The organism is Acinetobacter sp. UBA5934 (assembly GCF_002430855.1).
Taxonomy (GTDB): Bacteria; Pseudomonadota; Gammaproteobacteria; order Pseudomonadales; family Moraxellaceae; genus Acinetobacter.
The window spans coordinates 1-22,829 of sequence record NZ_DJDC01000135.1 but is presented as its reverse complement, the minus strand read 5'-3'; the positions used below and the strand labels follow the sequence as shown (position 1 = coordinate 22,829).

At 41.3% G+C, this 22,829-nt stretch carries 20 protein-coding genes; 9 read left to right on the top strand and 11 right to left on the bottom strand.

Annotation, left to right across the window (positions count from 1 at the left end):
- Positions 1 to 2,043, bottom strand: a 2,043-nt coding sequence (gene putA, locus B2Y23_RS09375; RefSeq protein ID WP_291370434.1) for a bifunctional proline dehydrogenase/L-glutamate gamma-semialdehyde dehydrogenase PutA, incomplete at its 3' end; no start/stop codon positions are given.
- 119 nt (positions 2,044 to 2,162) lie between these two features.
- Between putA and B2Y23_RS09370 the strand changes: the two genes are divergently transcribed.
- The gene (locus B2Y23_RS09370) at positions 2,163 to 2,654 is read left to right on the top strand and encodes an Lrp/AsnC ligand binding domain-containing protein (RefSeq protein WP_086197854.1); all 492 of its coding nucleotides are present in this window, start codon (positions 2,163 to 2,165) and stop codon (positions 2,652 to 2,654) included.
- Positions 2,655 to 2,714: 60 nt separating this feature from the next.
- Here the strand turns inward: B2Y23_RS09370 and putP are convergent, their stop codons facing one another.
- Positions 2,715 to 4,253, bottom strand: coding sequence for a sodium/proline symporter PutP (gene putP / locus B2Y23_RS09365; protein WP_291354563.1), 1,539 nt, complete (start codon positions 4,251 to 4,253; stop codon positions 2,715 to 2,717).
- A 461-nt stretch (positions 4,254 to 4,714) separates the two neighbouring features.
- Between putP and aspA the strand changes: the two genes are divergently transcribed.
- The 5 genes from aspA to B2Y23_RS09340 all read left to right on the top strand — a co-directional run bounded on the left by aspA (position 4,715) and on the right by B2Y23_RS09340 (position 12,791).
- Complete coding sequence (gene aspA / locus B2Y23_RS09360; RefSeq protein WP_291354564.1) at positions 4,715 to 6,163, top strand: aspartate ammonia-lyase; 1,449 nt, start codon at positions 4,715 to 4,717, stop codon at positions 6,161 to 6,163.
- Between the two features lie 154 nt (positions 6,164 to 6,317).
- Entirely contained in the window at positions 6,318 to 6,671 is a 354-nt protein-coding gene (locus tag B2Y23_RS09355; RefSeq protein WP_291370432.1) for a hypothetical protein, read from the top strand.
- Positions 6,672 to 7,140: 469 nt separating this feature from the next.
- Positions 7,141 to 10,599: a transcription-repair coupling factor gene (mfd, locus tag B2Y23_RS09350; protein WP_291370430.1), complete on the top strand. Its 3,459-nt coding sequence runs from the start codon at positions 7,141 to 7,143 to the stop codon at positions 10,597 to 10,599.
- Positions 10,600 to 10,832: 233 nt separating this feature from the next.
- Positions 10,833 to 11,267 (top strand): HIT domain-containing protein, encoded by a 435-nt coding sequence (locus B2Y23_RS09345; RefSeq protein ID WP_291354567.1) that lies wholly within the window; start codon positions 10,833 to 10,835, stop codon positions 11,265 to 11,267.
- A 63-nt stretch (positions 11,268 to 11,330) separates the two neighbouring features.
- Positions 11,331 to 12,791, top strand: a complete 1,461-nt coding sequence (locus B2Y23_RS09340; protein ID WP_291370428.1) for an adenylate/guanylate cyclase domain-containing protein — start codon at positions 11,331 to 11,333, stop codon at positions 12,789 to 12,791.
- Between the two features lie 72 nt (positions 12,792 to 12,863).
- Here B2Y23_RS09340 and fdx read toward each other — a convergent pair whose 3' ends face one another.
- From fdx to B2Y23_RS09300, 8 genes are all read right to left on the bottom strand, one after another.
- Positions 12,864 to 13,202, bottom strand: a complete 339-nt coding sequence (gene fdx, locus B2Y23_RS09335) for an ISC system 2Fe-2S type ferredoxin (protein WP_291370426.1) — start codon at positions 13,200 to 13,202, stop codon at positions 12,864 to 12,866.
- Between the two features lie 13 nt (positions 13,203 to 13,215).
- Complete coding sequence (gene hscA, locus B2Y23_RS09330; RefSeq protein ID WP_291370424.1) at positions 13,216 to 15,078, bottom strand: Fe-S protein assembly chaperone HscA; 1,863 nt, start codon at positions 15,076 to 15,078, stop codon at positions 13,216 to 13,218.
- A gap of 49 nt (positions 15,079 to 15,127) precedes the next feature.
- Positions 15,128 to 15,643: a Fe-S protein assembly co-chaperone HscB gene (gene hscB / locus B2Y23_RS09325; RefSeq protein ID WP_291354570.1), complete on the bottom strand. Its 516-nt coding sequence runs from the start codon at positions 15,641 to 15,643 to the stop codon at positions 15,128 to 15,130.
- 106 nt (positions 15,644 to 15,749) lie between these two features.
- On the bottom strand, positions 15,750 to 16,070 hold the full coding sequence (gene iscA / locus B2Y23_RS09320; RefSeq protein ID WP_086196349.1) for an iron-sulfur cluster assembly protein IscA: 321 nt from the start codon (positions 16,068 to 16,070) through the stop codon (positions 15,750 to 15,752).
- Between the two features lie 38 nt (positions 16,071 to 16,108).
- Positions 16,109 to 16,495: a Fe-S cluster assembly scaffold IscU gene (iscU, locus tag B2Y23_RS09315; RefSeq protein WP_086197845.1), complete on the bottom strand. Its 387-nt coding sequence runs from the start codon at positions 16,493 to 16,495 to the stop codon at positions 16,109 to 16,111.
- A 105-nt stretch (positions 16,496 to 16,600) separates the two neighbouring features.
- Complete coding sequence (locus B2Y23_RS09310) at positions 16,601 to 17,818, bottom strand: IscS subfamily cysteine desulfurase (protein ID WP_291354571.1); 1,218 nt, start codon at positions 17,816 to 17,818, stop codon at positions 16,601 to 16,603.
- A gap of 1 nt (position 17,819) precedes the next feature.
- On the bottom strand, positions 17,820 to 18,293 hold the full coding sequence (locus B2Y23_RS09305) for an Rrf2 family transcriptional regulator (RefSeq protein WP_291354572.1): 474 nt from the start codon (positions 18,291 to 18,293) through the stop codon (positions 17,820 to 17,822).
- 112 nt (positions 18,294 to 18,405) lie between these two features.
- The gene (locus B2Y23_RS09300; protein WP_291354573.1) at positions 18,406 to 19,053 is read right to left on the bottom strand and encodes a hypothetical protein; all 648 of its coding nucleotides are present in this window, start codon (positions 19,051 to 19,053) and stop codon (positions 18,406 to 18,408) included.
- 188 nt (positions 19,054 to 19,241) lie between these two features.
- On the opposite strand from B2Y23_RS09300, the gene B2Y23_RS09295 reads away from it, so the two are divergent.
- The 3 genes from B2Y23_RS09295 to B2Y23_RS09285 all read left to right on the top strand — a co-directional run bounded on the left by B2Y23_RS09295 (position 19,242) and on the right by B2Y23_RS09285 (position 22,142).
- Positions 19,242 to 19,709 carry a phasin family protein gene (locus B2Y23_RS09295; protein WP_291354574.1) on the top strand — a complete coding sequence of 156 codons (468 nt, stop codon included), beginning with the start codon at positions 19,242 to 19,244 and terminating at the stop codon, positions 19,707 to 19,709.
- A 158-nt stretch (positions 19,710 to 19,867) separates the two neighbouring features.
- The gene (locus B2Y23_RS09290) at positions 19,868 to 20,140 is read left to right on the top strand and encodes an HU family DNA-binding protein (RefSeq protein WP_004651791.1); all 273 of its coding nucleotides are present in this window, start codon (positions 19,868 to 19,870) and stop codon (positions 20,138 to 20,140) included.
- A 133-nt stretch (positions 20,141 to 20,273) separates the two neighbouring features.
- Positions 20,274 to 22,142 carry a SurA N-terminal domain-containing protein gene (locus B2Y23_RS09285; RefSeq protein WP_291370422.1) on the top strand — a complete coding sequence of 623 codons (1,869 nt, stop codon included), beginning with the start codon at positions 20,274 to 20,276 and terminating at the stop codon, positions 22,140 to 22,142.
- Between the two features lie 59 nt (positions 22,143 to 22,201).
- On the opposite strand, the gene B2Y23_RS09280 is transcribed toward B2Y23_RS09285, so the two are convergent.
- A partial coding sequence (locus B2Y23_RS09280; RefSeq protein WP_291370420.1) for a DUF2797 domain-containing protein occupies positions 22,202 to 22,829 on the bottom strand: 628 nt, incomplete at its 5' end.

Below are 22,829 nucleotides of genomic sequence, written 5' to 3'. Positions count from 1 at the left end.
AATCGCATTGGCATAGGTTTTACCGGCTTCACGAGACAGTAGAACCATCAGTGGCAGTAAACGTTGTTGCATCAGGTCGGCGGCTTTGTTTAGGCAAGCAGCACGTTCATTCTTTGGCAGATTACTCCAAAAACTTTGTGCATTCACTGCCTGAGTCAGGGCAATTTCTGCCTGTTCAGTGGTGGCTTCATAGACAGTACCAACAACGTCCTGATGCTGTGCTGGATTGATAATCTGTACTGGATGACTACTATCGATTTCTGAGAAAGCAGTACCCATTGCAGCAGCCTGGAATTGACTATTCGCTAAGTCTGTTGCAACTTCATTTAAGGCTTGCAGGTTTGCATCATTGGCCAGGTCCAATCCGGACGAATTTGATCGCAGAGCACCGTATAAATCTTTTGGATAAGGGATTTTCGGATGTTTAGCAACTACGGCATTTTCCTGTTGGGCTGCTTTTAAAATGGTTTGACGTGGATTCTCAATCAGGTCTTCGACTTTTAAATTTTTGTCGGCAATGCGATTCACGAATGAAGTATTGGCGCCATTTTCTAACAGACGACGCACCAGATAAGCCAGTAGAGTTTCATGGTTCCCGACAGGTGCATAGATCCGGCATGGAACACCGAGTTTTCCAGCAGCTTTGTCACCCACCTCATTTTCGTATAGTGGTTCACCCATGCCATGCAGACACTGGAATTCATATTGACCGCTGTAATATTGATTCGGATCGGCTAAATGGTAAATCGTGGCAAGGGTTTGGGCATTATGCGTCGCAAACTGCGGATAAATCTGCTCTGGGGCAGCCAGGAGTTTTTTGGCACAGGCAATATAAGATAAGTCCGTATGTACTTTACGGGTAAATACCGGATAGTCAGTCATGCCATCAATCTGGGCTTTCTTAATTTCGCTATCCCAGTAAGCACCTTTAACCAGACGGATCATCAAACGTTTTTGACTGCGTTTTGCTAAATCCACTACATAATCAACCACGTTGAAACAACGTTTTTGATAGGCCTGAATTACAAAACCAATCCCTTTCCAGTCGGAAAGACTAGGCTCAAAACACAGACGGTCTAATAATTCCAGGGAAATTTCCAGACGCTCAGATTCTTCAGCATCAATGTTTAAACCAATATTGTAGCGTTTTGCCAGTTCCGCCAATTGCAGCACTTTTGGATACAGCTCGTCATGTACGCGGCTGATTTGTGCACGCTGATAGCGCGGATGCAGGGCAGACAGCTTGATGGAAATGCCAGGACCCTCATAAACATCTTTGTCTTTGGATGCCTGACCAATGGCATGGATGGCATTGCTATAATCTTGGTAATAACGTTCAGCATCATGTTCTGTGAGTGCTGCTTCACCGAGCATGTCATAGGAATATCGGAAACCTTTGTCTTCTAAAAGTTCTGCATGTTCTAGCGCTTCTTGAATGGTTTCACCAGTCACGAACTGTTCACCCATCATCCGCATGGCCACATCTACCGCTTTACGGATAATACCGCGACCACTACGTGCTAAAAGCCCGGTCAGGACACTGGATAAACTTTTCTGTTTTGGCGTTTCCATCAGTTTGCCGGTCAGCATGAGGCCCCAAGCCGCAGCATTGACAAACATCAGGCTACTTTGCCCAACATGCTCCTTCCAATTACCCTGATTAATTTTGTCGCGAATTAGCAGGTCACGTGTCGCACTATCCGGAATACGAAGCAAGGCTTCCGCCAGACACATCAGGGCAATGCCTTCTTGAGAGGACAATGAAAATTCTTGCAATAAACCCTGAACGATTCCGGCTTTACCATTCGTGCTTTTACGTTCACGCAATGTGTGGGCCAAGTTGAAGGCAAGATCATAAATACGCTGATTCAGTTGTTCAGAAATCTGGCTATATTCAAGCAGGTTTTCAACACACTCGGGTTCAGCACGGCGCCAGGCAGTATTAACCTCAACTTCATAATCATTCTGTTCTTTGAATTCAGTAATATATTCAAAGTGAGGTTTTGCTTCGTCGAAACGGGTTTCTGTATCCATCATATTCATGCCAACATCCTGTGACTGCCAATTTTTTTGTTGAGTCAAATACCTTATATAATTTATGATTACAGAAAGGATGCCGAATAACTCACTATAATTTTTATTCATTTTAGAGAATAATTCAGATGACGAGCCCAATTTTTACTTTGGACAGAACGGATATCAAAATTTTAGATATTCTGCAAAATGATGGACGAATTTCGAATATCAAATTGGCTGAAGCAGTGAATCTATCAGCCACTGCAGCACTGGCGCGGGTGCAAAAATTAGCCAAAGACGGTTTTATTTTAGGCTATGAAGCGAAGCTCAACCCTGACATGCTGAATGCCAGTTTTGTGGTGTTTGTGGAAATATTACTGGATAAAACCACGCCTAATGTGTTGGAAGAATTTTCCGATGCGATCATGCAATATCCGGAAATCGTGGAATGTCATATGATCAGCGGCGGTTTCGATTTTGTGGTAAAAATCCGCTGTGCCAATATGGAAGAGTTCCGCAGAATTTCAGGACAGGTGCTGTGGCAATTGCCTGGGATTAAAGAAACACGCAGTTATCCGGTAATGGAAGTGATTAAAGAAAGCTCCAAGATATATTTAAAAAGCAAAGGGCAAAAATAAAGCAAAGGGGCATAAAGCCCCTTATTGTAAATGCCAAACTAGACTGCAATGATTCAGATTTTATAAGGAGTTTTCCGGTTGGGCAGGGATTTGATTTTGCAGTTCGGCCATTTCTTTTTTATACAATTCATCTGCCTGTTCAAAACGTTGAATCACGTCTTGAGAAGGGGCTTTTTCCAGTAAACTCACCACGACAATGCTGACAAATGACAGAATGAAACCGGGAATAATTTCATATAATCCGGTATCCGCCATCATGTTTTTCCACAGAATGACCGTGCTTGCACCCACCAGAATACCCATGATGGCGCCGTTTAAAGTCATGCGTTTCCAGAACAAGGACAAAATAATTAAGGGTCCAAATGCCGCGCCAAAACCTGCCCAGGCATAGGCAACCAGCCCCAGTACTTTGCTGCTTGGGTTGCTTGCCAACACGATGGCAAGAACAGCAATGGCTAACACCATAAAGCGCCCGACCCAGACCAGTTCCTTTTGCGAGGCATTCTTGCGTAGAAATGATTTATACAAATCTTCAGTCAAGGTACTTGAACAAACCAAAAGCTGACAGCTGAGCGTGCTCATCACTGCGGCTAAAATCGCGGCCAAAATAATGCCGGCAATCCATGGATTAAACAGGATTTTGGTCAGTTCCATAAAAATGGTTTCCGGGTTTTGAGAGACCACGCTTGCCAGTTCGGCATGCTGCTGGAAATAGGCAATACCAATAAAACCAGCACCAACTGCGCCGCCCAAACATAAAATCATCCAGCTCATGCCAATACGGCGTGCCGCAGGAATGGTCTTGACTGAATCGGCCGCCATAAAACGCACCAAAATATGCGGCTGACCGAAATAGCCTAAGCCCCAAGCGAGGGAAGATAAAATGGCAACCGTACTTAAACCTGAAAGCATATTGCTGGCATGCGGGCGTGCTGTTTCAATTACAGTTGCCAACTGCTGACTATGATCACCGATGGCCATATAAGCCATGATCGGGGTGAGGATTAAGGCGAAAATCATCAGGCCTGCCTGGAAAGTATCGGTCCAGCTAATCGCCAGGAATCCGCCAATACACACATAACTAATGGTGGCAATTGCGCTGATCCATAATGCAGTGGTATATGACCAGCCAAAAATGCTTTCAAATAGGCGCGCACCCGCAACCATGCCGGAGGCACAATAAATCGAGAAAAACACCAGAATCACCAAGGCTGAAATCACACGTAAAACACGCTTGCGGTCAGCAAAACGACTGGTGAAATAATCGGGCAGGGTCAAGGCATTATTCTGAACTTCGGTATGCACCCGCAAGCGACCTGCAACCAGTAGCCAATTCAGCCATGCACCGATAATCAGTCCAATGGCAATCCATGCTTCAGATAAGCCAGAGAGATAAATGGCTCCAGGTAAGCCCATGAGCAACCAGCCACTCATATCCGATGCACCTGCAGACAGGGCAGTGACCACACTGCCTAGACTGCGGCCACCCAGAATATAATCTGAAAAGTCGGTAGTGGCTTTATAGGCATATAATCCTATACCGACCATGGCGACAATATAAAAAATAAATGTGATTAATGTCGGGTTCAGTTGACTCATGTACTCATCCTTATGTCCTTATAAATACATCTGTCCAAGATGAATTTTTATCCATATTTAGTAGGCGCTGATTCAAACACAAAATCAAAATTACCTTCTGTTACATTTCTAAGGGAATTAATTGCATGTTCTGTTGCAGAATGTATTTTTAGATACAATTAAATAAAAGTTAATAAAATCAAATAAATATAAATATGAGGCTAAATGTCATTTATAAGGTGGGGAATGTGACATAGGGTTAATTGAATATTCAGGCGACAAGCTTTACCAACGCTGTTTTTTGAGCAGGTAAATTGAATAGCAAAAGTGAAATTACAAATACTTACATTAGCTACAAAGCCCATGTATTTGGTCATAGAGCATTGCCAAATAAATATCTTTTTACTGTAGTCAAAATAAAGCAAAGGTTTAGGATTTTCGCTATTGCACCATTTTAGTACATACAAGTGAGTATAGTAAAAGTGTCTACAGTACAATCTGAGAATACAAGAATAGAGCGTGATTTGCTGGGAGCCAAGGAAGTTCCGGCAGCATGTTATTATGGCATTCATACTTTAAGAGCTTTAGAGAATTTCCAGATCTCTAATCAGAAAGTGGGGAATCAACATCATTTTATTCGTGCCTTGGCGCAAGTCAAAAAAGCTTCAGCACAAACTAATTTCAAATTCGGCAAAATTTCAGAACAGTTGAATCAGGCTATACAATATGCCTGCAATGTCCTGATCGAAGAACCGGAACAATGGAGTGAGGCTTTTCCCTTAGATATTTATCAGGGCGGAGCCGGAACTTCCATTAATATGAATACCAATGAAGTATTGGCCAATATTGCCTTGGAGCATTTAGGTTTTCACAAGGGGCAATACGAACATATTCACCCGAATGATCATGTCAATAAATCCCAATCCACCAATGACGTCTATCCGACGGCGTTACGTTTGGCGACTTATTATAGTCTGGATGATTTATTGCTTCAGATTCAAAAATTAGTTGATACATTGCATATCAAGGTTGCAGAGTTTCAGTTTGTTTTAAAAATGGGCCGTACCCAGTTGCAGGATGCAGTTCCGATGACTTTGGGACAAGAATTTCGTGCTTTTGCCACCTTGCTCAAAGAAGACCTGCGCCTGATTCAACATACCCGTGAGCTATTGCTGGAAGTCAATCTGGGAGCAACGGCAATTGGTACCGGGGTAAACACTCCGAAAGGCTATGCTCATCAAGCGGTTCAGGCTTTAAGTCAGGTTACCGGACTGAAGCTGATCGGTGCAGAAGACTATGTGGAAGCCACTAGTGATTGCGGCGTATTCATTATTTTATCCAGTACCCTGAAACGGCTGGCAGTCAAACTTTCAAAAATCTGTAATGACTTGCGCCTATTGAGCTCGGGCCCACGTACCGGTCTGGCGGAAATTCGCTTACCTGAATTGCAGGCCGGTTCATCCATTATGCCGGCCAAAATCAATCCGGTCATTCCGGAAGTGGTGAATCAGATTGCCTATAAAGTCATTGGTAATGATCTCACTGTGACCATGGCAGCAGAAGCAGGACAATTACAGTTAAATGTGATGGAACCGGTCATCGCACTTTCAATGAATGAATCCATTGAATTACTGACAAAAGCCATTGCAAGTCTGGATAGTAAATGTATTCAGGGTATTCAGGCCAATGAGCAGGTGTGTTATGACGCGGTCATGCGCAGTGTCGGGATTGTGACTTTACTCGATCCCATTTTGGGACATGCCAAATGTGATGAGATCGGCAAGCAATGTATTGTCGAAAATAAAACTATTCAACAGGTCGTATTAGAGCAGGAATTACTCACACAAGAACAGTTAGATGAAATCTTTGCTTTTAGTAATCTGGTGTCAGAAGTGAGTTTGCAACATGAGTCATTAGCACAAGTCAGTTAATGGCTTTTAGAGAAAGTCTAATTGTGTAGTTGTTGTAAAAGTCAAAGAGTTGAAAAGCGGGTAACTTCGGTTACTGGCTTTTTTATAAAAATAATCATCACAACAGGTCTGCTCAGGGTTAAAATAGGCAGGATTTAAAATATTTGTAATACTTATGCTGAATAAACTTGCTGGACTATTTACAAGTTCTAAACCTTCTCCTGAACAGCGGTTCCTGAAAGAAAATAATATTCAATTCAATCAAGAACAGGGTTATATCGTTGATGGCATTATTCTTAATGAATGGTCAGAACGGTTATCATATTTTTCCAATCGCAAATTAAACACATTTGATGATTTAAAAGCGTTATATTTCGCGGCCATCATTATCAATGAGAAAATTGATCTGGAAATTGCCAATCAACGGTTTGTAACGCGTTTGGGCAATAATGAGGAAAATCTGTTGCAGTTAAAGCAGGTGATTAAAAAGCTGAATGACTATTACCACAACTTTAAACGCGAAAAATAGCTAACTCGTATAAATTACAAAATATTCTATATTTACTTGATTTTGAAATAAATTTTTGCAACCTATGTAAGACTCGCAAACGTCATCCACAACCTATCAGGTCTTTGTATAATTTTGTTTCTGCGAAACAATGAAAGAATTCCAAAAGGTGAACAGGTTTTGTGGATGATAATGGTTTTGCCTACTTTTGCCGAAACAAAAGTAGGTCGAACCGAAGGTTTATCCTGAAATATGTGTCAAAATTATAAGACTCCGTCGAAATAATCTATTTTCAATTTTGACATTGCGTACAACTTTTAGTCATTAAAAAAGACTTATGAAAGAAGTTAAATAAGCGGCTGATCTTCTACGCATACATGACTTTTAAAAGGATTTAACGGTCATAATTAGCTGTATATAAAAATAACTCAACCAAGAAAAAACCCATGTTAATATACGGTCCATGTCATTTAGACCAAAAGCTATATACATGTTCCAACAAGAAATTTCCCAATTAAATCTGCAGCAATTAAAAGCAGGCGAAAAACGCTGGGTCGGTAATTTACAGGGCTCATCTGCCGCTTTATTGTTTAAAGAAATTGCCACGCAAAATAAGCAACTGTTCATTGTAATTGCCAGAAATAACCAGCACTTGGGACAGTTGGAAAGTGAACTGGAATTTTATGGCATAAAACCGACCATTTTCCCGGATTGGGAAATTTTGCCTTATGACAGATTGTCGCCACACCAAGATATTGTGTCGGAACGGCTGTCGATTTTATCGAATATGCCAAAGCAGGGTGTGTTGCTTTTATCCGCATCCACTTTAGCACAACGTGTTGCACCTACCTCATGGGTGTTGGGTGAACATTTTGATATTAAAGTGGGACAGAAATTTGAACTGGAACAGCAAAAACTGCGTTTGATTCAAGCGGGTTATCATCTGGTCGATACGGTTTATGATCATGGTGAATTTGCGGTACGCGGCAGCATTATGGATATTTATGCATCCGGGCAAAATTCACCAATCCGTATCGATTTGTTTGATGATGAAATCGAGAGCTTAAAGTTCTTTGATCCTGAAACGCAAAGAACCACACAAACGCTACAACAGTTTTCGGTATTGCCGGCCAAAGAATTTCCGCTCAAAGAAGGGCGTGCGACTTTCCGTGACCGTTATGCAGAGAGTTTTCCAACTGCAAATCCGAAGAAAAATCCAGTGTATCAGGATGTTCTTGAAGGCATTGCATCTCCAGGACTAGAGTTTTATTTCCCTTTATTTTTCACCAAAGAGGCGATGCAAACTCAAAGTACCCTAATGGCATACTTACCTAAGAATGGCATTGTCATTACAGATAAGTATCTGGATGAGGGATTAACCAGTTTCTGGAAGGATGTGGTTCGACGTTATGAAGATCGCCGTCATAATGTCGATCATCCTATTCTTGCACCCGAAGAAATATTTCTGCAACCGAATCAGGTCTTGGAACAGCTGAATCACTTTGCCAGAATCATTGCATCTTCAGAAGAGTTTGTAGATAAAACTGGGGTGCTGAATCTTAATACCGAATTACCCCCGCGTTTACCGGTAGATCCAAAACAGGAAAAACCATTTTCTGCGGTTAAAAAATATATTGATGCCGCCAATCATCCAGTACTGTTGGTGGCTGAAAGTGCCGGACGCCGTGAAACCTTAAAAGATGCGCTGCGTCCAGCTTTGGGTGATATTCCCAATGTAGAGAATTTTGCAGATTTTAGAAAATCATTGCATGCTATCGCCATTACCAGTGCGCCTCTTGATCGTGGTCTAGTGATTCCGAATCACCTCACGGTGATTTCGGAAAATCAGCTCTATGAACATCGCGTCGTCCAGCGCCGTCGTAAACGCCAGCAGGAAGTTTCAGAAGAGTTCCTGATCCGCAGTTTAACTGAATTGAGTATTGGTGCCCCTGTGGTGCATATCGATTACGGGGTGGGACGTTATGCCGGCTTGGTCACGTTAAGTATTGATGATCAAGATCATGAGTTTTTACAGCTGGATTATGCTGATGCTGCCAAGGTCTATGTTCCGGTCACCAATTTGCATTTAATCAGCCGCTATAGTGGCGGCGATCCTGATTTGGCACCTTTACATAAACTCGGTACCGATGCCTGGAATAAAGCCAAACGTAAAGCTTTGGAACAGATTCACGATGTTGCTGCCGAGCTGTTACATATACAGGCACGTCGTCAGTCTAAACCCGGCTTTAGTTTCGAGCTGGAACAAAGTTCATATATGCAGTTTGCCAGTGGCTTTGCTTATGAAGAAACTTTAGATCAGGCCAATGCCATTGAAGCGACCCTGCACGATATGCAACTGGCTAAACCGATGGATCGTCTGGTCTGTGGTGATGTCGGATTTGGCAAAACTGAAGTGGCAATGCGGGCCGCATTTTTGGCAGTACAAAACAACAAACAAGTGGCAGTGCTGGTTCCAACAACCTTGCTGGCACAGCAGCATTATGAATCCTTTAAAGACCGTTTTGCCGATTGGCCGATTCGTATTGAAGTGCTTTCCCGTTTTGGTTCAAGCAAGTCGCATATGAAGACCATTGAAGATCTGGCAGAAGGTAAAGTCGATATTGTGATTGGTACGCACAAAATTTTGCAGGAAAATGTTCAGTTTAAAAATCTGGGATTGATGATTGTCGATGAAGAACACCGCTTCGGCGTACGTGATAAAGAACGTATTAAAGCCATGCGTGCCGATGTCGACATGTTGACCCTGACCGCAACCCCCATTCCACGTACTTTAAATATGGCTTTTAGCGGGATGCGGGATTTGTCGATTATCGCCACGCCACCAGCACGTCGTTTGGCCGTCAAAACTTTTGTACAGGAACAAACAGACGAATCCATTAAAGAAGCGATTTTGCGTGAGTTACTGCGTGGTGGGCAGGTGTATTTTCTGCATAATGAAGTGGATACCATTGAACGTACCGCTGAAAATATCCGTAAACTGGTGCCCGAAGCACGCGTTGCCGTGGCACATGGACAAATGCGGGAGCGTGAACTGGAACAGATCATGCAGCAGTTCTATCACAAAGAATACAATGTGCTGGTCTGTTCAACCATTATTGAAACCGGGATTGACGTGCCGAATGCCAATACTATTTTGATTGAGCGTGCAGACAAGTTAGGTCTGGCTCAGTTACATCAATTGCGTGGTCGTGTAGGACGTTCGCACCATCAAGCCTATGCTTATTTGCTGGTACCTTCAATTAAGGGCCTCAAAGGTGATGCTGAAAAACGTCTGGATGCGATTCAGCGTGCATCCAACTTAGGTGCAGGTTTCATGCTGGCCACCGAAGATCTGGAAATACGTGGTGCAGGTGAACTGCTGGGCGAGCAACAAAGCGGTTCGATGCAAGCGATTGGATATAGCCTGTATATGGAAATGCTGGAAAAAGCTACCAAAGCCATCCAAAAAGGCAAAACTCCGAATTTCGATGCACCATTATCCCTCATTGCAGAGATTAATCTGCATATGCCGGCCCTGATTCCAGATGAATATCTAGGCGATGTACATCAGCGCTTATTGTTCTATAAACGGATCAGTAATACCGATACGCAGGAAAAACTCGACAATATCCGTATGGAGTTGATTGACCGTTTTGGTGTGCCCCCTCAGCCAGTAAAACAGCTGTTTGCTGTGCATCAGATTCGCTTAAAAGCAGAGCAGTTGGGCATCACGAAAATTGATATCAGCGCTAATGGTGGACATATCGAGTTTGCACCGGATACGCCAGTCCAGGCCATCAGTATTATTCAGATGATGCAAAAACATCCAACCTTTTTCCGCATGGATGGAGGACAACGCCTGAAAGTCATGGTGATGCTGGAAGATTATCAAAAACGCATCCAGTTTATTGTCGATTTACTGGACAGTTTATTGAAAGAAATTCATTAATTTGAACAGGAGTGCATAATATTTATGCACTCTGTTTGCAATTTACGCTTATTTTAAAAATTACTGCGATGAAGCGCTTGATTTTTTAGAGAAATTTATTAAATTCGTGCATGTTCACATATTCAATGGAAATAGTGGCTTATTTGTAATGAAACACATTGCATAGAATATTCACGTCCCATTGTATGTGATAGTATTAGCCATCATTCTAATTTTGCATAATTTATAAAGATATGTTTAGTTTGCATCCACAACTTGCTCAAGACACTTTTTTTGTAGGCGACTTTCCACTGTCAACATGTCGTTTAATGAATGATATGCAATTTCCGTGGCTCATATTAATTCCGCGTGTACCTGGCGTAAGCGAATTATATGAATTAAGTCAGGCTGACCAGGAACAATTCCTGCGTGAATCTAGCTGGTTATCAAGTCAGCTTTCACGCGTATTCCGTGCAGACAAAATGAATGTTGCAGCATTAGGCAACATGGTTCCACAACTGCATTTTCATCATGTCGTGCGTTATCAAAATGACGTGGCTTGGCCAAAACCGGTTTGGGGTACACCAGCGGTTCCTTATAGCAATGAAGTTCTTGCACATATGCGTCAAACCTTGATGCTCGCTTTGCGCGGTCAGGGTGATATGCCATTTGACTGGCGTATGGATTAATTACTGGTCATCGAAAGCCATACTGGAATATATGGTGTAAAGACTCGGATCAGGAGGAATTGAGTGTCATTAGACGACTGGATTAGAAAAGAGCCCAGACAGTTTGAATACTTTCATCGTTTGATGGGATATATCATGTTGTCTTTGCTGATTATTGTCTATCATTACACAGCATCTGACACTCAATTTCAGATTTATATTCCATTTTTTCTGCTGTTTATATTACTGATTTCACCGAAGTTATCGACCTGGCTACAGTATCGCTATAACACCAATATCAAACGCAATGTCTTATTTGTGATGGATATTATAGCGATTTCAGTCATTCTATCGGGCATTCACTTAAATCTGGTCCTGACTTTTATTTCCCTGTTTGCGCTTTTATATACCGCAATCAGCAATAAAATTTCCTTTTTAATCGTATCTTTGGGAAGCTTAATTGGTATTGCTGTTTTTTATCTGTGCAATATTTTTGTCTTTGGCTTTGGTGAGTATTTTGAGCAAACCACAGGCGAATTAACCGTTCTGGGTTTTATCTGCTTAATTACTTATTTTGGGGTGGGCAGTTTTTACCAGCGCAGCCAGATTCAGCATATCAGTAATCGCCGAACGTATTATTACGATCAAATGAATCGTTATATGGAATTCGCGAACCAGCTGAGCCGCTATGCACCTGTGCAGTTGTGGCAGTCGATCATGAAAGGTGAGTCGGAAGCCAAAATTGAATACAAACGTAAGAAAATGACCATTTTCTTTTCAGATATTCAAGGTTTTACCGAACTTTCAGAAACACTTATTCCAGATGATCTGGCATTCTTGCTCAATGACTATTTAAGTCATATGACTGAAATTGCCAAACAGTATGAAGCGACTGTCGACAAGTTTATGGGTGATGCGATCCTGATTTTCTTTGGTGACCCAATCTCGCAAGGTGTGGAACAAGATGCAAAAACGTGTCTAGACATGGCAATCGACATGCGTCAGCAAATGAAGCTGCTGCGTGAGCGCTGGATCAAGATGGGTTATCCGGCGTTGCATATCCGTATGGGAATCAGTACCGGATATTGTCACGTAGGAAACTATGGCGCAGCACATCGTATGGCTTATACCATTGTCGGGCGGGATGCCAATCTGGCAGCGCGTTTGCAAAGTGCAGCAGCAGTGGATGAAATCCTGATTTCAGACGAGACCTATAATTTAATCAAGAATGATTATTTATGTGCACCTAAGGCACCCATTACGCTTAAAGGCATTCAGGGACCGGTAAAAACCTGGCAAGTGATGGAGAAATATACCTCGCGTAAATCGGACTATCAGCGCTGGTTTGACTATGAATACAAGGGTTTCCATTTGTTGTTGAATCTGGATGAAGTTCAAAACTATGAATATCCTGAACTGATTCAAGTTCTGGAAAAAATGATCAAGCGCATAGAAAAACAGCAAAAAATGACCAATTCTGAAGGTATTGTCAGACTCAATTTGGAAGATGTGGTTGAAGATGAAAAAGACGAACAATATCACTAGAAAAATTGCTTAAGATAAAGTTTATAGTTGAAAAAAACCACGCAATCGCGTGGTTTTTTATGGCTCAGAATTTTAATGATTTTCTGAAGCATGGTTAATGGTGTATTTCGGAATTTCAACTTCCAGATCTTCATCGACAATTTTAACCTGGCATGAAAGGCGTGAATCAGGTTCAAGACCCCAAGCACGATCCAGCAAATCTGCTTCAACATCGGTCATTTCTTCCAGGCTGTCAAAGCCTTTACGTACCACCACGTGGCAAGTGGTACATGCACAAGACATATCGCATGCATGCTCAATCTTAATGCCATTTTTCAATAAGCTTTCACAAAGGTTGGCATCCTGTTCTACTTCAAACTCAGCACCATTAGGGCAAATTTGCGCATGTGGAAGAATTTTAATACGTGGCATAATTTTTTCCTATTTATTTGTCCGAGTTTGACCAGTCATCAAGTTTAGTGCCTTTGAGCGCAGCATCAATGTGTTGATTCATACGTGCAGCAGCAAAAGCATCGCTGTGTATTTTAAGCTGTTCTACAGCCTGTTCAATAGCTTTGAGATCTGTAGTTTCGAGTTGAGCTTTAAGCTGAGTTTTGGCTTGATTTAAAGCCTCTAACTGTTCTGCAGTTAATAGCTGGACATCTGCTTTAAGGGCTTGCTCTAATGCTTCAAGTTCACGTTTTGCTTCAACTTTGGTTTCCTGCAAATGACGAAGATTCTTATCTTCTTCAGCATATTTGAAACCGTCAATCAGTAAACGTTCGGTATCGGCATCGGAGAGACCATAAGAAGGTTTAATGTCAATTTGCGCATGTACACCAGAAGTAGTTTCTTTAGCCGCAACGGTCAAAAGTCCATCCGCATCGACCTGGAAAGTCACTTCAATACGTGCCTGACCGGCAGTCATTGGCGGAATGCCATGCAAGACAAAACGACCCAGACTACGACAATGTTCCACCAGATCACGTTCACCTTGCACCACATGAATCAGCATGGCAGTTTGACCATCTTGATAGGTGGTAAATTCCTGGCGACGCGCCACAGGAATAGCGGTGTTGCGCGAGATTAAACGCTCAACCAGACCGCCCATAGTTTCCAGACCGAGCGACAGCGGGGTAACGTCGAGTAGTAAAGAGCCATCTTTAGAGTTGCCAATTAACTGATTAGCTGTGATGGATGCGCCAATCGCAACCACTTCATCCGGGTTAATCGTGCAGAGAGGTTCTTGATTGAACACTTCACGCACCGCTTTTTGCACAGCATAAGAGCGGGTAGAACCACCGACAAGTACGACATTTTTAATGTCATCCAGTTCAAGTTTGGCATCGCGCATCACGCGTTTGCATACGCTGATGGTTTTGTCTAAAGCCACTTTAATGATGTCTTCAAATGTAGGACGGTCTAAAGTGATGGTTTGATCCAATACTTTAAGTTCTACTGAATCGGCATCCGACAAGGCTTCTTTGGCTTTACGTGCAGAAACAATAAAATGTGCATATTCTGCATCATCCAATGTTTCTACATTGAGTTGTTTTTTAGCCCATTTCACAATTAAACGGTCGAGGTCATCACCACCCAGTGCAGTATGACCACCAGTTGCTAAAACTTCGAATACGCCTTGAGAGAAACGCAGGATCGATACATCAAAGGTACCGCCACCCAGATCATAAATCACATAGTTTTGATCATGAGCCAGATTGGTTTCCTGATCTAAGCCATAAGCCACAGCCGCAGCGGTGGGCTCATTCAGCAAACGTAAAACGTTTAAACCTGCCAGTTGGGCAGCATCACGGGTTGCCTGACGTTGTGCTTCATCAAAATAGGCCGGAACAGTAATGACAGCACCATTCACTGGATTATTTAAACTGCTTTCTGCACGATCCTTCAGCTGTTTTAAAATTTCTGCTGAAATTTCAACAGGGGTTTTACGACCTTGTGCAGTTTCAAAAGCAGGCATCTGATTATCTTCACCCACCAAATTGTAAGGGTGCTGAAACTTGATGTCTGCTTTAGAACGTCCCATAAAACGTTTTACTGAAACAATAGTATTTTTAGGATCTGAAGTAAGAAAAGGCTTAGCTTCATCACCATAATTTGTGTTGTTATGGCTATAGTGAACAATAGACGGAAGTAACACTCGACCTTGTTCGTCGTTAAGTACTTTGGCTTTACCTGAAAGTACGGTGGCAACCAATGAATGCGTAGTACCTAAGTCGATACCAATTGCAATGCGGTGTTCATGCGGTGCACTTGATTGACCGGGTTCTGCAATTTGCAAGAGAGCCATTGTGTTACATCCTTAGAACTAAAAATTAAAAAAATAAAATCAAAGCGAATTAAAAATCATCATCTAAATCAAAGCTGTCATCGTCCAGAAAACGATCCTCAGCTTTGTCAATGTCAGTCATGACTTTCACAAAGAAACGTAATTTACGAACGGTATCGCGAGCTTCAGACCAATCTTCTTCATTATAGTCAATTTTGAATTCACGCACTAAACCGTCAATCCACTGCTGAACTTCCTGCTTTAATGAAGTCAGTTCATCAGCCGAGCCAGCTTCATCCAGCTGTTCACGAATTTCCAGTGCAGACTGTAAAAACTCGAAATCACCAATCGATTGATCCAGATGATAATCTTGTTTTTTAAGACTCAAGAGATAGGCAGCGCGGCTATCAACATTAGATAAAGCTTTAAATGCCTGATTGATTTCACTCGATTTAATCAGAGCCTGATCTTTGTCTTCGGCTTTATCTGGATGATATTGTTGCTGCAACTTCAAAAATTCAGTTTTTAACGCTGCTAAATCAATATCGAGTGCTACAGGGAGGTTGAACAACTCAAAATGATTCATGGGAGATTGGATCCGCGATAGATATGCAAAAAGTGACTGCTTTAAATGCAATTAAAACAGTGTATTTTACACTGTTTTAATTACCAAAAGAGAGAGAATGGGATGTTTAAACGGTGAAAGATTCACCACAGCCACATTCGCCTTTTTTATTCGGGTTGTTAAATTCGAAGCCTTCATTGAGACCATTTTTCACGTAGTCCATCTCCATACCTTCAAGATAAACCAGGCTTTTCGGGTCAACAAAAACTTTAACACCAAACTGCTCAAACATCTGGTCATGAGTATCGACTTCATCGACGAATTCGAGTACATAAGCCAAACCAGAACAGCCTGAAGTTTTCACACCAACGCGAATGCCTTCACCCTTACCGCGATTCTTTAGGTAATTGCTGATATGAGTTGCAGCATTTTCAGTTAAATGGATCATGAAAACTCCGTTAATCTTTTATCAAAAACTTGAAACACTTAAGCTTTTGTTTTTTTGCTGCGATAGTCTTCAACAGCAGCTTTAATTGCATCTTCAGCCAGTACAGAGCAGTGTACTTTTACTGGAGGTAAAGCCAGTTCAGTTGCAATGTCGATGTTCTTGATCGCTTGAGCTTGGTCAAGGGTTTTACCTTTTAGCCATTCAGTCACAAGTGAGCTAGAGGCAATCGCAGAACCGCAACCATACGTTTTAAAACGTGCTTCTTCAATGACACCTTCATCATTCACTTGAATTTGAAGACGCATTACATCGCCACAAGCTGGTGCACCGACCATACCTGTACCAACATTTTCAGCATTTTTATCTAAAACACCAACATTACGAGGGTTTTCGTAATGATCAATTACTTTTTCGCTATAAGCCATGATGCTTCTCCAAACCTCGGGGTCAGCCTTAAGATTAATATGGGGATGAAATTACGTTTATCAATGAGATAGCTTTAAATTTTAAAGCTATCTTTAGGCAATGAATTAGTGCTCAGCCCATTCAACAGTGGAAAGGTCGATACCTTCTTTGTACATATCCCAAAGCGGAGAAAGTTCACGCAATTTCTCAACAGCAGCTTTAGTGACTTCAAGAACGTGATCGATATCTTCTTCAGTGGTGTACTTACCAAAGCTGAAACGAATTGAACTGTGAGCAAGTTCGTCAGAAAGACCGAGTGCACGAAGTACATACGATGGTTCAAGCGTTGCAGAAGTACATGCTGAACCAGAAGATACAGCTGCGTCCTTCAATGCCATCATCAATGATTCACCTTCAACAAAGTTAAAGCTGACATTCAGATAGTTAGCAACGTTGTAAGTAGGATGACCGTTTAAGAACACTTGTTCTAAATCTTGCAGGCCATTCCATAACTTGTCGCGTAAAACTCGGATACGTGCTTGTTCAGCTTCCAGGTTTTTGCCTGCAAGTTCAAATGCTTCACCCATACCCACGATTTGGTGAGTTGCAAGTGTACCTGAGCGCATACCGCGTTCATGACCGCCACCGTGCATTTGAGCTTTAAGGCGTACACGTGGTGAACGACGAACGAATAATGCACCGATGCCTTTAGGGCCATAAATTTTGTGAGCAGAAAAACTCATTAAATCAACTTTTAAAGTTGAAAGATCAATCTCTACTTTACCTGCAGCTTGCGCAGCATCAACGTGGAAGAAAATTTTCTTGGCACGGGTAATTTCACCGATTGCCGCAACGTCAGTGATAGTACCAATTTCGTTGTTTACCATCATCAGGGAAACAAGAATAGTATCTGGACGAATCGCAGCTTCAACCATTTCAGGAGTAATTAAACCTGTTTGTGGTTGTGGCTCAAGATAGGTAATTTCAAAACCTTCTTCTTCTAATTCGCGGCAAGTATCTAAAATTGCTTTGTGTTCAATTTTACTTGTAATGATGTGTTTGCCTTTAGAGGCATAAAACTGCGCCACACCTTTAAGGGCAAGGTTATCAGATTCTGTTGCACCTGAAGTCCAAACAATCTCACGTGGATCCGCTTTGATCAAGTTGGCAACTTGTTCACGTGCATATTCTACTTTTTCTTCAGCCTGCCAGCCGTACGCATGAGAACGAGATGCAGCATTACCGAAAGTACCATCGAAAGTTAAGCACTCCATCATGCGTTCTGCAACTTGAGGATCTACAGGAGTGGTTGCTGCATAATCAAGATAAATCGGACGTTTCATGTCAAATACCTGTAACCGATAAAAGGGCTGAATCAAATGATGCTGTATTTTGGCGAATGGAAACAGTTTGAACGTTGTCTCGTGCAACCAGATCAGCAAGGGTGATTTTTGCTAAATAATCGGCAATGTGGTGGGAGAGTTCTTGCCATAAATCATGAGTCAAGCACATTGCACCATTCTGGCAGTTACCCTTATGGTCGCAACGCGTTGCGTCAACTGTTTCGTTTACAGCTTCAATAATTTCTAATACTGTGATTTCTTCAGCGTTACGCGCTAGATGGTAACCACCGTTGGCACCACGAACACTAGAAACTAAGCCGTGGCGTTTTAATTTCGCAAATAACTGCTCAAGATAAGCAACAGAAATAGTTTGACGAGCTGCAATTTCAGCAAGCGTAATCGTTTGTTCAGTTGGCTGCAAAGCTAAATCAAGTAGAGCAGTCACTGCGTAACGACCGCGAGTAGTAAGACGCATGATTCGATACACATATTAAGACTAGATGTGTCGATTTTATGAATCCTGACTAAAATAGTCAAGTTTTTTTATTGGGCTTAAAATTATTTTGTTTTATAGGAAAATTATATATTTATATAACCCAATAATTATACACTAATAACGCAACCAATAACACGATAGTTAGACTAAAAGCGATATTCATTCTTTTTTGCTTGTGCTGCATACGACGAATACGATTCTTATATTGTTTGACTTCTACCTGTAATGTATTGATCTTTGAACGTTGTTGCTCAATTTTTTCTAGTAGCGGGGCAATGCGCTTTTTAGAAGAAATAACTTCCTGGCCATCACTCGGTTCACTGAGCCACTGTTTCCAGTCCGATAAAACTTTTGGAAAGCTGAACAGCAGGGTTAAATCGCGAAACTCGTCTTTTAAGGTGGTATCGCCATCAATACGCATTTTTTTTATACTGCGGCGGTTACCGAAAACAAATACCTTGATCAGATCCATGAGCGTAGTGCGGATATCCAGATCGACCACTTTTTCTGGCGCCTTGGTATCGAACAATATGCCATGTTCGGTGAAAACCACATAAAAATCAAAATAAGGTAAATAGCTATTAATTTTAATGGTAATTTTTTGATCTACAAATTTTTTAGCTTGCAATCCAACAACCCGATCATGTTTTAAGATGAAGGTAAAGATTGTCTCCAAAACAATCATGGTCATTGTGAGCAACAAATGCGGTTGATTTTGACTTTGTTGCGATTCGCTCATAAAAATTAATCCTTACCTGAAAGGAGCATCCAATGCTCGAAAATGTGCTTCAGGACTTATTACAAATATATTAATCTTGCTTTGTAGAACAGTTTAGCAAATCGATCAAGTCTTTAATTTGTTATTATGACTGTATTTTTGAATAATTATAGTTAAGTTGTATAGAAAGTGAACAGGAGAATGCAGGCATGGATAAATCAATAAAAGATCAAGAGATTGATCAACTAAAAAATGAAAATACTGATAAAACCAAGAATAAATCACGTTCAGGCCGTAAGTCAGGTCTGGATTTTCGTAAATATACCCAGCAAATATGGCTTGCTGGTTTAGGGGCTTTTTCGCGTGCAGAAGAAGAGGGCAATAAATTATTTGACTCTTTAGTCAAGGTGGGAGAGGAACTGGAATCCAAAACCACTGAAATTGCCGATCAAACTGTAGAAAAAGTCTCGGAAAAGGCCAAAGAGTCGGTCAGTGATACCAAAGATAAAGTAGAAAAATTACTGGATCATAGTGTTAACCATTCTTTAAACAGAATTGGTTTGGTGACGGTAAAAGATATTCAACATTTAGAAAGTCTCATATTACAGCTACATAACAAGGTAGATTTTTTGATTGAAGAAAATAAGCTTTTAAAGTCACAAATAGTAAAAAAATGAAACAATTTTGCTTTTTCTGCATTTTTCAACAATTTTTTTCGCAATTATTTTGCAGAAAAGCCGATTCAGAGTATTGCGTTTTGCCCCAAAGCATTGATATAAAGGTGTTATGGAATCCTTAGACCTTAAATAAACGATATTAAGAGGACGTAATCTTCATGAATAAATCAGAATTAATCGATGCAATTGCAGAGAAAGGGGGATTGTCTAAGACTGATGCAGGTAAAGCCTTAGATGCAACAATTGCTTCAATTACTGAAGCACTTAAATCTGGTGATACTGTTACACTTGTTGGTTTTGGTACATTCAACGTTAAAGAACGTGCGGCTCGTACAGGCCGTAACCCGCAAACTGGTGCAGCTTTAGAAATTAAAGCAAGCAAAGTACCAAGCTTTAAAGCAGGTAAAGGTTTAAAAGATTCTGTAGCTTAATCTTTTTTTTATGCCGATAAACGCGCCCTATAAGGCGCGTTTTTTATTAATAATGCCGATTTACAGTTTGAACACATTCATTCAAAGCAGGTTTTCGGGTAAAATCGCCCACAAATAAAATATTGGAATACTTATGGAATCTTTTCGTAAAGTTATTAAGGGCTGGTTGGGCAAAGCTTTGCTCATTTTGTTTTTGACCCCTTTAGCACTTGTAGGTATTGAAGGATATTTTAGCGGTGGAAAATCTGAAGACACAGCAAAACTGGTCAATGGCCAAGAAATATCTAAAAAAGAATTAGAAGCGCTGACCAAAACATTTAAAGAACAATATTTGGCTTATGCCAATGGCGACGAAACTTTACTGAATCAATCTTTCATCGAAAATAAAGCGATGGATAGTCTGGTAGCTCGTAGCTTGTTATTGCAACAGGCAGAGGAATTGGGCATTTCATTAAGTGATGCACAAATTGAACAGATGATTGCCCAGCAACCAAGCTTCCAGGAAAATGGTAAATTTTCTGAAGCCTTATATTCGAATTATTTACGTTCAGTGGGTATGACCAATCAGGCTTTGATTGCAAACTTGCGTCAAGATCATGCTTTAAAAATGCTGACGTCAACATTTATGGATTATGCATTGGTCAGTAAGCTGGATATTGAACAAATTGCCAATTTACAGACTGAGCAACGCACCTTGCATCTTGCCAGCATTAAGCTGGATGACTACAAGAAAAATGTCAAAGTAACAGCTCAAGATATTGCTACTTACTACAACAAGCATCAACAAGCCTTTAAACAGGTGGCAAGTGTGGATGTAGATTATGTGGTGTTAAAGCCTGCCAATGTTGCAGCGGCGAATACTCAAGTGACAGATGCGGAATTGCAGCAAGCTTATAGCACATTTGTCGATGCACAAAAACAAAATGCTAAGCCTTTGGTGAAGCATATTTTAATTACTGTAGACAGTCGCTCAGATGCTGAAGCGAAAAAACTAGCTGATGAAGTCGCTGCAAAAATTAAGGCAGGCATGAGTTTTGCCCAGGCCGCTGCTCAATATTCGGATGATACTGAATCTAAAGCTAAGGGTGGTGTAATAGAGGCTTATGAAAAAGGTGTGTTTGGTGATGCATTCGATCAAACTGTTGCTTCTTTAAAATCAGCACAAGTTTCAGCGCCGGTTAAAACCCAGTACGGTTATCATTTGATTGAAACAGAAGCTGCTGCAGTGAAGCTGCCTTCATTTGAAACTGAAAAACCACGCTTGTTGGCTGAGTTGCAAAAGAACAAAGCTGCGAATTCATTCTCTGATGCCGTAAATAGTCTGAATGAGCTGGTTGTAGGTAGTGATGCATTGGATGTGGTTGCTCAAGAAGTTAAGGGCGTAACTGTTCAGTCTGTAAAAGGCATGACTTTGGCTACACAACATCCTGTACTAAGTGATGCCAATGTCAAAGTTAAACTATTTAATGATGACGTGAAAAATGGTGATCGTAATGCATCTAGCAGCATCCAGATGGCAAATGGTGACACTGTTTGGGTAAAAGTGCGTAATTATCATGCAGCTGGGATGCAAACTTTGGCTGAAGCAACACCACGTGTAAAAGCGAAACTGATTGAACAAAAAGCAATTGATGCCGCTAAAGCGAAAATCCAGACCGCATTGAATAACTTTAAATCACAACCTGCTGTAACTGTTTTGGCGCAAAGCAACATCGCGTTTGAAAGTGCAGGTGTATTTACACGTTCTCAAGGCTTGAAACGCGAAATTGAACGTGCAGCATTCAGTGTTCCGGCACCGAAAGCAGGCATGTGGTCAGTGACAACGGCTTCTTTGCCAAATGAATTGGTGGTTGTGGCTGTTTCAAACGTGAACAAGACTACCTCAAATGCCTTAACCAATGAGCAATTGGGCGAATTGTCCAAGTTGTATCAACAGCTTCGTGGTCAGCAGGAACTGGATGATTACACGCAATATCTAAAATCACATGCAAAAATTAAATAATTTGTTATGAAATAAAAAAACCTGCATTCATGCAGGTTTTTTTATGGCTGAATTGAAAATTATTCAGCTCGGATTTTCAGTTCATAGCCTGAATATTTCCGGATATTAATGACCCCGGTATCTAAAATCAGGTACTGTCCTTTAATACCAAATAATTTGCCGCGAATAATCGGTGTCTTGTCCAGATTATGCGATTTTATTTTCTCTGGATATTGCTCAACCGGATAAACAAACTCGCGCGGCAGCTCATCTTCCATGACTTCAATGGTTTCGTTAAATTGAAGATTCTGGCTAAATTCATCACGAATAGTCTGAATTTTCGGTGCAAATTCTTCAATCAGCTGTTCACGTACTTCAATCAAATTGAGTGGTTCAGCTTCGCCTTTCAGCAGTTTACGCCAATCGGTTTTGTCTGCTACCTGTGTTCCAAACATAATTTCCAGCTGACCTGAAAGGCGGCGGGAACCGACCTTCATAATGGGCAAAGCCTGAGTCGCACCCTGATCCAGCCAGCGCGTTGGCATTTGTCCAATACGGGTAATACCGACTTTTAAGGCGCTTGAATTAGCAAGATAAACAATGTGGGGCTGGAAGCACACCTCTTGGGCAAAACTGTCATCACGGCAAGTACCGAGGTGATAATGACAGGTTTCCGGTTTCATAATACACATGTCACAGGATGCTTGG

Excerpts from the sequence above, each read along its gene's own strand:
- B2Y23_RS09310 (WP_291354571.1), bottom strand. The coding sequence starts at position 17,818 with ATGAAACGTCCGATTTATCTTGATTATGCAGCAACCACTCCTGTAGAT.
- hscA (WP_291370424.1), bottom strand. The coding sequence starts at position 15,078 with ATGGCTCTCTTGCAAATTGCAGAACCCGGTCAATCAAGTGCACCGCAT.
- mfd (WP_291370430.1), top strand. The coding sequence starts at position 7,141 with ATGTTCCAACAAGAAATTTCCCAATTAAATCTGCAGCAATTAAAAGCA.
- hscB (WP_291354570.1), bottom strand. The coding sequence starts at position 15,643 with ATGAATCATTTTGAGTTGTTCAACCTCCCTGTAGCACTCGATATTGAT.
- B2Y23_RS09300 (WP_291354573.1), bottom strand. The coding sequence starts at position 19,053 with ATGAGCGAATCGCAACAAAGTCAAAATCAACCGCATTTGTTGCTCACA.
- iscU (WP_086197845.1), bottom strand. The coding sequence starts at position 16,495 with ATGGCTTATAGCGAAAAAGTAATTGATCATTACGAAAACCCTCGTAAT.
- B2Y23_RS09355 (WP_291370432.1), top strand. The coding sequence starts at position 6,318 with ATGCTGAATAAACTTGCTGGACTATTTACAAGTTCTAAACCTTCTCCT.
- putP (WP_291354563.1), bottom strand. The coding sequence starts at position 4,253 with ATGAGTCAACTGAACCCGACATTAATCACATTTATTTTTTATATTGTC.
- B2Y23_RS09345 (WP_291354567.1), top strand. The coding sequence starts at position 10,833 with ATGTTTAGTTTGCATCCACAACTTGCTCAAGACACTTTTTTTGTAGGC.
- fdx (WP_291370426.1), bottom strand. The coding sequence starts at position 13,202 with ATGCCACGTATTAAAATTCTTCCACATGCGCAAATTTGCCCTAATGGT.
- iscA (WP_086196349.1), bottom strand. The coding sequence starts at position 16,070 with ATGATCCATTTAACTGAAAATGCTGCAACTCATATCAGCAATTACCTA.
- B2Y23_RS09305 (WP_291354572.1), bottom strand. The coding sequence starts at position 18,293 with ATGCGTCTTACTACTCGCGGTCGTTACGCAGTGACTGCTCTACTTGAT.
- B2Y23_RS09370 (WP_086197854.1), top strand. The coding sequence starts at position 2,163 with ATGACGAGCCCAATTTTTACTTTGGACAGAACGGATATCAAAATTTTA.
- B2Y23_RS09285 (WP_291370422.1), top strand. The coding sequence starts at position 20,274 with ATGGAATCTTTTCGTAAAGTTATTAAGGGCTGGTTGGGCAAAGCTTTG.
- B2Y23_RS09290 (WP_004651791.1), top strand. The coding sequence starts at position 19,868 with ATGAATAAATCAGAATTAATCGATGCAATTGCAGAGAAAGGGGGATTG.
- B2Y23_RS09295 (WP_291354574.1), top strand. The coding sequence starts at position 19,242 with ATGGATAAATCAATAAAAGATCAAGAGATTGATCAACTAAAAAATGAA.